This window comes from Mesorhizobium hawassense, assembly GCF_003289945.1.
Taxonomy (GTDB): Bacteria; Pseudomonadota; Alphaproteobacteria; order Rhizobiales; family Rhizobiaceae; genus Mesorhizobium; species Mesorhizobium hawassense.
Genome location: NZ_QMBP01000026.1, coordinates 1 through 13117, shown reverse-complemented (window position 1 = coordinate 13117; position 13117 = coordinate 1). Strand labels below are relative to the sequence as shown.

Below are 13117 nucleotides of genomic sequence, written 5' to 3'. Positions count from 1 at the left end.
GTTGAGCGGGGCGCCGAAACTGCCAATCTCCCCCCAAGTGGGGGAGATGTCCGGCAGGACAGAGGGGGGCGCCGTGGTGCGCTGACGCTCCAAGACGGCCGTCTCAACCTCGTCATCACTCCTTTGCCCGCCAGCATGATCTTCTCCCGAAGACCGCCACCTCGCCTATTTGCCCGGCACCAGCGCCAGCGCGCGAATCGGGCTGCCGGTGCCGTGCTCGATCTTCAGCGGCGCCGCGATCAGGATCGCGCCTTTCGGCGGCAGCTGGTCGAGATTGCACAGGCTGGCGAGACCGTAGCGGTTGGCCTTGTGCATCAGCGTGTGCGCTGGGAACGGCGGCTCCATGCCGCCGGCCTTGCCGGCATCGGTGCCGATCGTTTCCGAGCCCCAGCCCTTGATGTCCTTGCTGATCAGGAACTGGATGGCTTCGGCCGTAGGGCCGGGCGTGTGCGGGCCGGTCTCATTGGCGTTGAGGAACTCGGCTTCGGAGCCGTTGCGCTTGTACCAGTCGGTGCGCATCACCACCCATTCGCCAGGGTTGATGGCGCCGTGCTTGGCCTCCCACGCCTTGATGTGGTCGACGGTGAGCAAGAAGTCGTGATCGGCGGCGGACTCTTTCGAGCAGTCGATAACGTTGACCGGGCCGACGAAATTCTGCGCCGGAATGGTGTCGGTGGCGCCGTCCGGATAGTCCTTGCCGGTGATCCAGTGCTGCGGCGCGTCGAAATGCGTGCCGGAATGCTCGCCGAGCTTCAGCCAGTTCCACGCCCACCACGGACCGTTCTTGTCATATTTGGAGATGGCGTGGATCTCGACCTTCGGCGTGTCGACGGCGAGTTCCGGCGGTAGCTTGATCAGCGGCGTGTCGGGCCCGAGCGGCGCCGACAGGTCGACCACCCTGATGGCGCCCGAGAGCAGTTGGCCGGCGACCTCGCCGAGGAGTTTCTGCGTGTCCATGGTCTTTCGTTCCCTCTTGTCGGTGATCATCAAGGCTCGTTGCGGCCCTTAATATACCTACTAGACGAAAACATATGCATCTGCAATTATCTTTAAGCATAAAGCATTTTCGGGGCGGGGCGTGAGCGAGTTCGACGCCATCTTTGTCGGGGCGGGCCACAACAGTCTGGCATGCGCCGCGCATCTGGCGCTCAAAGGCTGGAAAATAGCGGTTTTCGAACGCAGTGCAGCAATTGGCGGTGCAGTGCGGACAGCAGAGTACACCCTGCCAGGCTTCCGTCACGATTTCGGCGCGATGAACCTGAGCCTGTTCGCCGGCTCCGCCTTCCACCGGAAATATGCAAATGAATTGAAAGGCCACGGGCTGGAATTCGCGCCGGTGGCCGATTGTTTTGCCAGCGCCTTCCCGGACGGGAGATGGTTCGGCGTCAGCAACGACCTGGAAAAGACCGCATCGCGGCTGGCGGCCTTCTCGGCCGCCGACGCCACAACATGGCGCCGGCTGGTGGGCGCCTTTCCGGGTGAGGCCGAACACCTGTTCCGCCTGCTGGGATCACCAATGGGCGCAAGGGCGCTGGCGGGCACCGGTTGGAACCTGTGGCGCAAGAAGGGTTTTTCCGGCGCGCTGGATACGGGGCGGCTTTTGCTCTCCTCGCCCCGCGCCTGGCTCGAAGAAAACTTCGAGACGCCGCATGTGCGCACGACTTTAGCCGCCTGGGGCATGCATCTCGACTTCGCGCCCGACATCGCCGGCGGCGCCGTCTTCCCCTACCTGGAATCGATGGCCAATCAGAGCTTTGGCATGGTGCTGGGCAAGGGCGGCGCCGACACCATCATCCGCGCGTTGGCCGGCATGGTGACGGCGGCCGGCGGCCAGATCACGACCGGCGCGGACGTGGCCGAGATCACGGTTGCCGGCGGCCGGGCGACGGGCGTGCGGCTGACTTCGGGTGATTTCCATGTCGCCAGCAAGGCCGTCATTGCCGGCGTCGCGCCGAAAGCGCTGCCGGGCAAGCTGCTGCCCAAGGGCTCGGGCGACGCCGGCTTCGATGCGGCGATGCAGAAATTCCGTCACGCGCCGGGCACGATGATGATCCATCTGGCGATGGACGATCTGCCGGACTGGAGCGCCGGCGCCGAACTTCGCCAGTTCGCCTATGTGCATCTGGCGCCGTCGCTCGACGCCATGTCGCGCACCTACCAGCAGGCGACCGCCGGCCTGCTGCCCGATCAGCCCGTGCTGGTCGTCGGCCAGCCGACCGCCGTCGATCCGTCGCGCGCGCCACAGGGCAAGCATGTGCTGTGGGTGCAGGTGCGCATGCTGCCGGCGGAAATCCTCGGCGATGCCGCGGGCAAGATCGCGCCGGCGCACTGGGATGCCGTGAAGGACGCCTATGCTGAGCGCGTGCTGGACATCATCGAGAGCTACGCGCCGGGCCTACGCCAAAAAATCCTTGGCAGCGCGATCTTCTCGCCGCTCGATCTCGAACGCGAAAACCCGAACCTCGTCGGCGGCGATCAGATTTGCGGCAGCCACCACCTGGCGCAGAATTTTCTGTTCCGCCCGGCGCGCGGCTTCGCGCGCTGGAACACGCCGGTCGCCAACCTATACCTGACCGGAGCCGCGACATGGCCTGGGGCCGGCACGGGCGCGGGCTCCGGCTTCATGCTCGCCCAACAGCTGGGAGGGAACTAGAATTCCGGGATGGACAAGGCGCGGTTGCCCACCACCGAATGAAAACGCCGCGCGTACAATGACAACCAACAAGGGGAACGACCATGACCATCAACAGACGCGACTTGCTTGGATATGGCGCGGCGGCGATCGGCGCGGCGACGCTCGGCCTGCCGAGAGCGGCAAAGGCGGCGGACGAGCTCACCATCGCCTACAATGTCAACCTGCCCTCCTGGGATCCGACGACCGGCCCCTCGGCGGTGAACCCGACCATCCAGGGCCTCTACCAGTCGGTGTTCGACCAGATCATCGGCCAGAAGCCGGACCTCTCCTTTACCCCGGGCCTGCTCACCGAATGGGGCTGGAACGACGACCGCACCAAGGTGACGATGACGGTGCGCGAAGGCGTCAAATGGCATGACGGCTCGCCCTTCACACCTGAGGACGTGGTCTGGTCGCTGACCCGGGCCGGCGACGAGAAGACCGGCAACCCGATCCAGTTCGTGTGGAAGAACGTCAACAACTTCAAGATCGACGGCAACAAGATCACCGGCGACGTCGTGCAGTTCGACCCGGTCTATTTCAAGTGGATGTCGTTCCTGACCGGCTACATCATGCCGAAGGCCTATTACGAGAAGGTCGGCGCCGAAGGTTTCGAGAAGGCGCCGATCGGCACCGGGCCTTATATGGTCGACAAGTTCGAGCGCAACGCCTTCCTGCGGCTCAAGGCCAATCCGAATTACTGGGGCGCCAAGCCGGCCTTTCAGAACGTGACGATCAAGTTCGTCACCGATGCGGCCAGCCGCGTCGCCGAGATCGAATCCGGCTCCTCGCAGGTGACGCTCGAAGTCCCCTATGAGGAATATGACCGCCTCATCAAGAAGAGCGGGCTCGCCGGCTCGATCAAGAACGTCTCCGACATCGGCATGATCTTCTTCAACGACATCGAGGCGATGCTGGACAAGAACGTCCGCCAGGCGGCCGTGATGGCGGTCGACAAGGAGCTCTTGGTCAAGCGCCTGCTGCGCGGCTACGGCCAGCCGATCGCGACGCTGGAGACGCCGGAATACACGGCCTTCGATCCCTCGATCAAGGTCGAGCACAATCCGGAGAAAGCCAAGGAATTGCTTGCCGCTTCCGGCTATTCGACCAAGAAGCCGGTGAAGTTCACCATACAGACGACCAAGGGCTTCAAGCCCAAGGACTACGAGATGATCCAGGCGATCGTCGGCATGTGGCGCAAGGTCGGCATCGAGGCCAATATCGAGGTCTACGAGATCGCCAAGCATTACGAGCTGCGCGCCGCCGACAAGCTGGCGCCGGCCGCCTTCTACAATTGGGGCAACTCCATCGGCGACCCGACCACCTCGACCGGTTTCGCCATGTACGGCCCGAGCCCGCATTCGGTGTGGGACAGCAAGGACCTTGTCGACATGATCAACCCGCTCTGGGGCGAGAAGGACGAGGCCAAGCGCATCGCCGGCTGGAAGGCCGTCGACAAATACATCGCCGAGCAGGCCTATGTGCTGCCGCTGATGCAGTATGCGCAGCCGATCGTGCATTCGAAGAAGGTCAATGTCGTGCAGCATGTGTCCGGTGCGCTGCTGCCGGCGCTGATGACCCCGGCCTGATCATCGGCCTTGGATTGCCGCGCGCGCCGTCCGCAAGACGGCGCGCATTTTCATCCGGGCATATGGGCGCATGCTGCTGCAGAGATTCCTCGTTCGTCTCTTGACGATGCTGGTGACGCTTTTCGGCGTCGCCATCGTCGTCTTCGTCGTCATCCGCGTCGCGCCCGGCGACCCGATCGCCATGATGCTGCCGCCCGGCGCCAGCGATGACGACATCGCCCGGCTGCGCGCGCTCTATGGGCTCGACAAAAGCATCGTGCAGCAATTCTTCATCTGGCTTGGCGGCGTGCTGCATGGCGATTTCGGCACCTCAATCTCGCTGCGCCAGGACGTGCTCGGCCTGGTCTTCGACCGGCTGCCGGCGACGCTGGAGCTGGCGACCGTGGCGCTGCTGATGGCGATCGCGCTCGGCGCTACCGCCGCGATCCTCGGCGCCCGCTCGCGCGGCACGGCGGTCGAGGCCAGCATCGACATCGCCAGCGGCGCCACGCTTTCCATCCCCGATTTCCTGTGGGGCCTGGTGCTGATCCTTCTGTTCGGCGTTCTGGTGCCCGTCTTCGACATTTCCGGCCGCGTGTCGCCGGAGCTCGACCTGCCTTTCGTCACCCAGTTCTATCTCGTCGAGAGCTTGCTCAGGCTGCGCTTCGACCTCACCTGGGACCTGCTCAAGCATATGCTGATGCCCGCCGTGGCGCTGGCGCTGCCGCTGGCGGCGATCATCGCCCAATTGCTCAAACAGTCGCTGAAGGAAGTGCTCGACCTCGACTATGTGGTGCTGGCGCGGGTCAAAGGTTTCTCGGAGACGCAGGTGATCCTGCGCGAGGCGCTGAAGAACGCGGCGCTGCCGACGCTGACGCTGGTCGGCGTGCAGTTCACCTTCCTCATCGGCGGCACCGTCATCGTCGAGCGGCTGTTTTCCTATGAAGGCCTCGGCAACATGGCGATCGATGCCGTCATCAACCGCGACCTGCCGCTGATCCAAGGCATCGTGCTGGTGTTCGCGCTGCTTTTCGTGCTGATCAACCTTGCCGTCGACATGATGTATGCGCTGCTCAATCCGAGGCTGCGCCATGGATGAGGCGCGCATCGCCCGACGTGGCCTGAGCCCGCGGCTGTGGCTGGCCGGCGGCTGGCTGCTCCTGGCGCTGCTGGCGGCCATCTTCGCGCCGCTGATCGCGCCGCAGGATCCGCTGGCGCAAGACCTGATGCTGGAGCGGCTGCCGCCCTTCTGGCTCGATGGCGCCGAGCCCGGCTATTGGCTGGGCACCGACAGCCTGGGACGCGATCTGCTGTCGCGGCTGATCTTCGGCGGACGAATCGCCTTCATCGTTGCCTTCGCGGCGGCAACGTCCGCCTGCCTCATCGGCTCGGCGCTCGGGCTGATCGCCGGCTACTTCGGCGGCTGGGCCGACCGCATCATTTCGCGCGTCGTCGATGTCTGGATGGCCTTCCCGCCGGTGCTGTTCGCCATTCTGTTGGTTGCGGTGCTCGGCACCAGCCTGAGCTCCGTCATCCTTGCGATTGCGATCATCGACTGGACGCGCTTCTGCCGGGTGATCCGCGCCGAAGCGATGAGCCAGGCGCGCATGGACTATGTCGAGAGCGCGCGCATCGCCGGCTATGGCCGCACCGGCATCATGCTGCGCGAGGTGCTGCCCAATGTGCTGCCTTCGGTGGTGGCGCTGCTGTCGCTCGAAATGGGCATCGCCGTGATCGTCGAGGCGATCCTGTCCTTCGTCAATCTGTCGATCTCGACCGACGATCCGACCTGGGGCAGCATCATCGCCGAGGGCCGGCTGTCGATCCATCAGGCCTGGTGGGTGCTGGTGTTTCCGCTGATCACGCTGATCCTGACCGTGCTGTCCTTCAGCCAGTTCGGCGAAGCGCTGAAGGCGCGCTTCGATCCGGTGCTGCGATGAGCGCCTGTCTCGACATCCGCGGCTTGAGCGCCGTGCTGCCCAACGGCCAGCGCGTGCTGCGCTCGGTGTCGCTCACCGTGCAGCCGGGCGAAGTGCGGGCGCTGGTCGGCGAGAGCGGCGCCGGCAAGACGATGATCGGCAAGGCGGTGCTCGGCGTGCTGCCGAAAAGCGTGCGCGTCGTCGAAGGCGATATGCTGATCGAAGGCGAGGACCTCGGCCAGCTCGATGCCAAGGCGCGGCGGACCCTGATCGGCGCGCGCACGGCGCTGATCCCGCAGGATCCGCTGACCGCGCTCAACCCGTCGCGCCGCATCGGCCCGCAGATGACCGACCGGCTGGTGCGCATCCTCGGATGGAGCGGCGAGAGAGCCGACAAGCGCATTCGGCAATTGCTCGACGAGGTGCAGATCCGCGATCCCGAGCGCGTGCTGAAGAGCTATCCGCACGAGCTCTCCGGCGGCATGCGCCAGCGCGTGCTGATCGCGGCGGCCTTCGCCGCGGAGCCGAGGCTGATCGTTGCGGATGAGCCGACGACGGCGCTCGACGTCACCGTGCAGAAGCAGATCCTGCGGCTGATCGCGCAGCTGCAGCGCGACCACGGCACGGCGATCCTGTTCGTCACCCACGATCTCGGCGTCGTCGCCAAGATCAGCCAGAAAGTGTCGGTGCTCTATGCCGGCAAGGTGGTGGAGGAAGCCGAGACCGCCCAGCTCTTCGCGGCCCCGCAGCACGCCTACACGCGAGCGCTGATCGCGGCGACGCCGCGCTACACCGATCCCTATGCCTCGCTGAAGCCTGTGGACGAAAGCGTGCTTGCCGGGCTGGCGGCCGAGATCGCCGCCGCCGACCAGTCCTGGAGGCCCGGCCATGGCTGAGCCGCTGTTTTCCGTGCGCGGGCTGAAGGTGGCGCTGCCCGACATGACGCGCAAGCCGCTGATCGGCCGCGCGCCGCTGGCCGAAATCCTGAAAGGGCTCGATTTCGACCTGCCGAGGGGATCCGTCACCGGCATCGTGGGCGAATCCGGCTCCGGCAAGTCGACACTCGGCCGCGCGCTGGTGAGATTGCTCGAACCGACCGCCGGCTCGATCCACTTCGAAGGGCGCGACATCAGCCATCTCACGGAAGCAGAGCTCAGGCCGCTGCGCCGCGACCTGCAGATGATCTTCCAGGACCCGATGTCGTCGCTCAACCCGCGGCATACGATCTTCAACATCATCGCCGCCCCCTTGAGGCAGAACGGACTTGGCGACAGGCTGAAGGAGCGCGTGGCGGAAGCCTTGCAGCGCGTCGGCCTGCCGCAGAGCTTCGCCGGCCGCTACCGTCACGAATTGTCGGGCGGCCAGCGCCAGCGCGTCGGCATCGCGCGGGCCTTGGCGCTGTCGCCGAAATTCGTGCTGGCCGACGAGATCGTCTCCGGCCTCGACGTCTCGACGCAGGCGCAGATCCTGACGCTGCTGGAAAAGCTGGCGGCCGAGATGGGGTTGACGGTCGCCTTCATCAGCCACGACCTTTCGGTGATCCGGCGGCTCTGCCAGCAGGTGATCGTCATGCGCGAAGGCAGGATCGTCGAGGCCAGCGCCACCGACGCGCTGTTCGACCATCCGAAGCAAGCCTACACGCGCGATCTGCTCGCCGCCATTCCGCTGCCCGAGATCGACGCGGACTGGCTGCAGCCGAAAGCGCCGGCATGAAGTGAGCTTCGATATCCGCATGCCGACCAGCGGGCCTCGGACATGCGCGATGACAGGTCAGCCCGCCAATGGAGGGTGACATGAAATACGCGATCCAGGCGGCGGTCTTCGCGGCTTCTTTGTTCGGCGCGATGGGAGCGGCCTCGGCGGATTCGATCCCCGGCATGCGCGGGCATGACCATACCGGCATCACCGTGCCCGACATGAAGCAGGCCGTCGACTTCTTCACCACTATCGTCGGCTGCAAGAAGGCGATGGCCTTCGGCCCGTTCGCCGACGACAAGGGCACCTTCATGCAGGACCTGCTCGGCGTCGACCCGAAAGCGGTGATCGAGCAGATCACCATGATCCGCTGCGGCTACGGATCGAATATCGAGCTGTTCAAATACACAGCGCCCGACCAGAAGGATCTGACGCCGAAGAATAGCGACATCGGCGGCTTCCACATCGCCTTTTATGTCGACGACGTCGCCGCCGCGAAGGCCTATCTCGACGGCAAGGGCGTGAAGACGAGGATGGGGCCGCTGCCAGTCAAGGAAGGGCCGGCGGCGGGCCAAACCATCCTCTATTTCCAGGCGCCATGGGGGTTGCAACTGGAAGCGATCAGCTACCCGGATGGCATGGCTTACGAGAAGGGAGCAGAGACGGTACTGTGGAGCCCTAAGGACCCGACCAAATGACCTCGTCCGTCAAGCTCCCGGTCATCGTTCAATTATAAAACTTTAAGCTTGAAATAATTTCGCGCGAGCGCAATACTGACAGTTGGAGCCCGCCGGTCCATCCGGCGGCTCCGGATACCCTTAGAGCGTTTCACGCAATTCCGGACGGAAAACCGCGACGCATTTTTCCCGGGATTGCTCTAGAGGAGATCGCAAGACATGAAGGTTGCGGTTCTCGGCGGCGGACCAGCCGGCCTCTATTTTGCCATCTCGCTGAAGCTGCGCGACGCCGCGCATGAGGTGACGGTCTATGAGCGCAACCGTCCCGACGACACGTTCGGCTGGGGCGTGGTTCTGTCGGCGGAGACGCTGGAGAACCTGACCAGGAACGACCCGGTCAGCGCGGTCTGGATCAGGAAGCATTTCGCCTATTGGGACGATATCGCCGTCATCCATGACGGCGTACGCACGGTGTCTTCCGGCCACGGCTTCTGCGGCATCGGCCGCAAGCGGCTTTTGATCCTGCTGCAGCGCAGGGCGCGCGAGCTCGGCATCAAGCTGATGTTCGAGACTGATATCTCCGACCCAAGGCCGTTCATGGAAACGCATGACCTGGTGGTCGCGGCGGATGGGCTGAATTCGAAATCGCGCGCCACTTTCGCGGACGTCTTCAAGCCCGACATCGACACGCGAAAGTGCAAGTTCGTGTGGCTGGGCACGACGCAGAAATTCGACGATGCCTTCACCTTCATCTTCGAGAAGACGGAGCATGGCTGGGTTTGGGCGCATGCCTACCAGTTCGACAGCGAGACCGCGACCTTCATCGTCGAATGCAGCGAGCAGACCTGGAACGCTTTCGGTTTCGGCCAGATGACGCAGCAGGAATCCATCGCGGTCTGCGAGCGCATCTTCCAAAAACATCTCGGCGGCCACGCGCTGATGACCAACGCCAACCACATAAGAGGTTCGGCCTGGATCAATTTCCCGCGCGTGCTGTGCGAGCGCTGGTCGTACAAGAACCTGGCGCTGATGGGCGATGCGGCGGCGTCGGCGCATTTCTCGATCGGCTCCGGCACCAAGCTGGCGCTGGAGAGCGCGGTGGCTTTGGCCGACTATGTCGAGTCCGAACCGGACCTCGAAGCGGCCTTCCACAAATATGAAGACGCCCGCCGCACCGAGGTGCTGAAGCTGCAATCGGCGGCGCGCAATTCGCTGGAATGGTTCGAGGAGGTCGAGCGTTATCTCGGGCTCGATCCGGTGCAGTTCAACTATTCGCTGCTGACCCGCTCGCAGCGCATCAGCCATGAGAATCTGCGGCTGCGCGATGCCGAATGGCTGGGTGGTGCGGAAGAGTGGTTCCAGCGCCAGGCGGGCGCCGGCGGCAACAGCTTGCGCCGCGCGCCGATGTTCGCGCCGTTCAAGCTGCGCGATATGGCTTTAGCCAACCGCATCGTCGTTTCACCGATGGCGCAGTACAAGGCGGTCGACGGTTGCCCGACCGACTGGCATTTTGCGCACTATGCCGAGCGCGCCAAGGGCGGCGCGGGGCTGCTCTATATCGAGATGACCTGCGTCAGCCCGGAGGGACGCATCACGCCTGGATGCCCCGGCTTCTACAAGCCCGAGCACGAGGTCGCGTGGAAGCGGCTGGTCGATTTCGTGCATGCGGAGACCGAAGCCAAGATCTGCGCCCAGATCGGCCACTCCGGCGCCAAGGGCTCGACCCGCGTCGGCTGGGAGGGAACCGACGTGCCGCTCACCTCCGGCAACTGGCCGGTGATGGCGCCCTCGGCCGTATCCTGGTCGCCGAAGAACCAGGTGCCGAGGGCGATGGATCGCTTCGACATGGATCTGGTCCGCGACCAGTTCGTCGCCTCGGCGGAGATGGCCGGGCGCTGCGGCTTCGACATGCTGGAGATCCATGCCGCGCATGGCTATCTGCTGTCCGCCTTCATCACGCCGCTGACCAACCGCCGCACCGACGACTATGGCGGCTCCCTGGAAAACCGCATGCGCTATCCGCTGGAAATCTTCCACGCGGTGCGCGCCGTGTGGCCGTCCGAGAAGCCGATCTCGATGCGCATTTCGGCCAATGACTGGGTGGGCATCGAAGGCGTGACGCCTGCCGACGCGGTCGAGATCGCGAAACTGCTGCGCGAGGCCGGCGTCGACCTTTGCGACGTTTCGGCCGGGCAGACGTCGATCGCCGCCAAGCCGGTCTATGGCCGCATGTTCCAGACGCCGTTTTCGGACCGCATCCGCAACGAGGTCGGGATGGCGACGATGGCGGTCGGCAACATCTATGAACCCGACCACGCCAACTCGATCCTGATGGCCGGGCGCGCCGACCTGGTGGCGCTGGCCAGGCCGCATCTTGCCGACCCCTACTGGACGCTGCATGCGGCGGTCACGCTCGGCGACCGCGGCGTCAAATGGCCTGATCCCTATCTGCCCGGACGCGACCAGATCTACCGGCTGGCCGAGCGCGAGGCTGCAGCGGGGCTCAAAGTATGAGCGCCGCGCGGGCAATCGACGGCAAGCACGCGCTGGTCACCGGCGGCGGCTCCGGCGTCGGCAGAGCCATCGCGCTGGCGCTGGCGAAAGCCGGCGTTGCCGTCACCATCTGCGGTCGGCGCGAGGCGGCGCTTGCCGAGGTCGCGAAGGAGAGTGACCGCATCTTTGGTCTCGCCGCCGACGTCACGAACGAGGCCGAAATGGCGGACGTCTACCGGAAGGCGGAGGCGGCGCGCGGACCGTTCGACATCGTCGTCGCCAATGCCGGCATGGCGGGCAGCGCGCCGGCGCACAAGACCGCGCTGGCCGACTGGCAGCGCACGCTCGACGTCAACCTCACCGGCGCCTTCCTGACGGTGAAGCCGGTGCTGGCGGGCATGCTGACGCGGAAGACGGGCCGCATCATCTTCGTCGCCTCGACCGCCGGCCTCAAGGGCTACGCCTATGTCGCGCCCTATGTCGCCGCCAAGCATGGCGTCGTCGGACTGATGCGCGCGCTGGCCGCCGAGACCGCCAAGTCAGGCGTCACGGTCAACGCCGTCTGCCCCGGCTTCGTCGAAACCGACATGCTGGAGGAGTCCGTCCAACGCATCGTCGAGAAGACTGGACGTTCAATAGAGGAAGCAAGGCAGAACCTGTCGGCCGTGAACCCGCAGGGGCGGTTCATCCAGCCGGACGAAGTCGCCGCGGCCGTGCAGTGGCTGTGCAGCGATGCCGCGCGTTCGATCACCGGACAGGCAATCTCCATCTCCGGAGGCGAGACATGGTAGCGGGACCGACGTCCGTCGGGCCGGGCAAGGACCGGCTGCGGCTTTGGATCAGGCTGCTGCGCGCCTCTCGCACCATCGAGGCGGAGCTGCGCGAGCGGCTGAAGAAGGAGTTCGACACCACGCTGCCGCGTTTCGACGTGATGGCCGCGCTCTACCGCTCGCCGGAAGGCATGCTGATGAGCGACCTGTCGCGATTCCTGCTGGTGTCGAACGGCAATGTCACCGGCATCGTCGACCGGCTGGTTTCCGAAGGGCTGGTGACGCGGGCGCGCCGCAATGGCGACCGCCGCACCTCGATGGTGCGGCTGACCGAGGAAGGCTCGAAGTCGTTCGCGGCCATCGCCGCGGCGCATGAGGGCTGGGTCGGCGAATTGCTCGGCAATGTCAGCGAGGAAGAAGCAAGGCGGCTGACCGGCATGCTGAAATCGTTCCGCAGCAATTGGGAGGGACGCGAATGAGCACTATCGCCAAGCTCAAGCCGAAGCATTTTCTCTGGGAGGTCGAAGGCCGGATCGCGAAAGTCCGACTCGACCGGCCGGAGCGCAAGAACCCGCTGACCTTCGACAGCTATGCGGAGTTGCGCGACACCTTCCGCGACCTCGTCTATGCCGACGATGTCGACGCCGTGGTGTTCCTGCCCAATGGCGGCAATTTCTGCTCGGGCGGCGATGTCCACGAGATCATCGGGCCGCTGGTCAAGATGGACATGAAGCAGTTGCTCGCCTTCACGCGCATGACCGGCGACTTCGTCAAGGCGATGCTCAACTGCGGCAAGCCGATCATTTCCGCCGTCGATGGCGTGGCGGTCGGCGCCGGCGCGATCATCGCAATGAGCTCCGATATCCGGATCGCCACGCCGGAAGCCAAGACCGCCTTCCTGTTCACCCGCGTTGGGCTGGCCGGCAGCGATATGGGCGCCTGCGCGATCCTGCCGCGCATCATCGGCCAGGGCCGGGCAGCGGAACTGCTCTACACCGGGCGGACCATGAGCGCGGCGGAAGGCGAGCGCTGGGGGTTCTACAACCGGCTGGTCGATGCGGCGGCGCTCGAAGCCGATGCGCTCGACATGGCGGCGCGCATCGTCTCCGGCCCGACCTTCGCGCATGGCATCACCAAGACGCAGCTCAACCAGGAATGGTCGATGGGCCTCGACCAGGCGATCGAAGCGGAGGCGCAGGCACAGGCGATCTGCATGCAGACCGGCGATTTCGAGCGCGCCTACAAGGCGTTCGTGGCCAAGGAAAAGCCGGTGTTCGAGGGGAATTGAAATGTTGTCTTCGTTCAAGACGGACATGCCGGC

Annotated in this window: 12 protein-coding genes; 11 read left to right on the top strand and 1 reads right to left on the bottom strand. The window is 65.0% G+C overall.

Features of this window, described 5'->3' with window-relative positions; all coding sequences use genetic code 11:
- Positions 1–165 precede the first annotated feature (165 nt).
- Positions 166–957, bottom strand: coding sequence for a cyclase family protein (locus tag DPM33_RS32315; protein ID WP_112101466.1), 792 nt, complete (start codon positions 955–957; stop codon positions 166–168).
- Between the two features lie 121 nt (positions 958–1078).
- On the opposite strand from DPM33_RS32315, the gene DPM33_RS32310 reads away from it, so the two are divergent.
- The 11 genes from DPM33_RS32310 (at position 1079) to DPM33_RS32260 (ending at position 13084) form a co-directional block, all read left to right on the top strand.
- Positions 1079–2653 (top strand): phytoene desaturase family protein, encoded by a 1575-nt coding sequence (locus DPM33_RS32310; protein ID WP_112101424.1) that lies wholly within the window; start codon positions 1079–1081, stop codon positions 2651–2653.
- A gap of 83 nt (positions 2654–2736) precedes the next feature.
- Positions 2737–4263, top strand: coding sequence for an ABC transporter substrate-binding protein (locus DPM33_RS32305; protein ID WP_112101423.1), 1527 nt, complete (start codon positions 2737–2739; stop codon positions 4261–4263).
- Positions 4264–4333: 70 nt separating this feature from the next.
- Positions 4334–5341, top strand: a complete 1008-nt coding sequence (locus DPM33_RS32300) for an ABC transporter permease (RefSeq protein ID WP_112101422.1) — start codon at positions 4334–4336, stop codon at positions 5339–5341.
- Entirely contained in the window at positions 5334–6182 is an 849-nt protein-coding gene (locus DPM33_RS32295) for an ABC transporter permease (RefSeq protein ID WP_112101421.1), read from the top strand. Before DPM33_RS32300 ends, DPM33_RS32295 begins: the two co-directional genes overlap by 8 nt.
- Positions 6179–7057, top strand: a complete 879-nt coding sequence (locus DPM33_RS32290; protein ID WP_112101420.1) for an ABC transporter ATP-binding protein — start codon at positions 6179–6181, stop codon at positions 7055–7057. The genes DPM33_RS32295 and DPM33_RS32290 overlap by 4 nt, the downstream gene beginning before the upstream one ends.
- Entirely contained in the window at positions 7050–7874 is an 825-nt protein-coding gene (locus DPM33_RS32285) for an ATP-binding cassette domain-containing protein (RefSeq protein ID WP_112101419.1), read from the top strand. Before DPM33_RS32290 ends, DPM33_RS32285 begins: the two co-directional genes overlap by 8 nt.
- A gap of 80 nt (positions 7875–7954) precedes the next feature.
- Positions 7955–8554 carry a VOC family protein gene (locus DPM33_RS32280; RefSeq protein WP_112101418.1) on the top strand — a complete coding sequence of 200 codons (600 nt, stop codon included), beginning with the start codon at positions 7955–7957 and terminating at the stop codon, positions 8552–8554.
- 198 nt (positions 8555–8752) lie between these two features.
- Positions 8753–11047: a bifunctional salicylyl-CoA 5-hydroxylase/oxidoreductase gene (locus tag DPM33_RS32275; protein ID WP_112101417.1), complete on the top strand. Its 2295-nt coding sequence runs from the start codon at positions 8753–8755 to the stop codon at positions 11045–11047.
- Positions 11044–11817 (top strand): SDR family NAD(P)-dependent oxidoreductase, encoded by a 774-nt coding sequence (locus DPM33_RS32270; RefSeq protein WP_112101416.1) that lies wholly within the window; start codon positions 11044–11046, stop codon positions 11815–11817. The genes DPM33_RS32275 and DPM33_RS32270 overlap by 4 nt, the downstream gene beginning before the upstream one ends.
- Complete coding sequence (locus tag DPM33_RS32265; RefSeq protein ID WP_112101415.1) at positions 11811–12275, top strand: MarR family winged helix-turn-helix transcriptional regulator; 465 nt, start codon at positions 11811–11813, stop codon at positions 12273–12275. The genes DPM33_RS32270 and DPM33_RS32265 overlap by 7 nt, the downstream gene beginning before the upstream one ends.
- A complete protein-coding gene (locus tag DPM33_RS32260) occupies positions 12272–13084 on the top strand; it encodes an enoyl-CoA hydratase family protein (protein WP_112101414.1) in 813 nt (270 codons plus the stop codon). The genes DPM33_RS32265 and DPM33_RS32260 overlap by 4 nt, the downstream gene beginning before the upstream one ends.
- The last annotated feature ends 33 nt before the right edge of the window (positions 13085–13117 follow it).

Coding starts and splice junctions, on each gene's coding strand:
- DPM33_RS32315 (WP_112101466.1), bottom strand. CDS start 957: ATGGACACGCAGAAACTCCTCGGCGAGGTCGCCGGCCAACTGCTCTCG.
- DPM33_RS32265 (WP_112101415.1), top strand. CDS start 11,811: ATGGTAGCGGGACCGACGTCCGTCGGGCCGGGCAAGGACCGGCTGCGG.
- DPM33_RS32270 (WP_112101416.1), top strand. CDS start 11,044: ATGAGCGCCGCGCGGGCAATCGACGGCAAGCACGCGCTGGTCACCGGC.
- DPM33_RS32275 (WP_112101417.1), top strand. CDS start 8,753: ATGAAGGTTGCGGTTCTCGGCGGCGGACCAGCCGGCCTCTATTTTGCC.
- DPM33_RS32280 (WP_112101418.1), top strand. CDS start 7,955: ATGAAATACGCGATCCAGGCGGCGGTCTTCGCGGCTTCTTTGTTCGGC.
- DPM33_RS32305 (WP_112101423.1), top strand. CDS start 2,737: ATGACCATCAACAGACGCGACTTGCTTGGATATGGCGCGGCGGCGATC.
- DPM33_RS32295 (WP_112101421.1), top strand. CDS start 5,334: ATGGATGAGGCGCGCATCGCCCGACGTGGCCTGAGCCCGCGGCTGTGG.
- DPM33_RS32260 (WP_112101414.1), top strand. CDS start 12,272: ATGAGCACTATCGCCAAGCTCAAGCCGAAGCATTTTCTCTGGGAGGTC.
- DPM33_RS32300 (WP_112101422.1), top strand. CDS start 4,334: ATGCTGCTGCAGAGATTCCTCGTTCGTCTCTTGACGATGCTGGTGACG.
- DPM33_RS32285 (WP_112101419.1), top strand. CDS start 7,050: ATGGCTGAGCCGCTGTTTTCCGTGCGCGGGCTGAAGGTGGCGCTGCCC.
- DPM33_RS32290 (WP_112101420.1), top strand. CDS start 6,179: ATGAGCGCCTGTCTCGACATCCGCGGCTTGAGCGCCGTGCTGCCCAAC.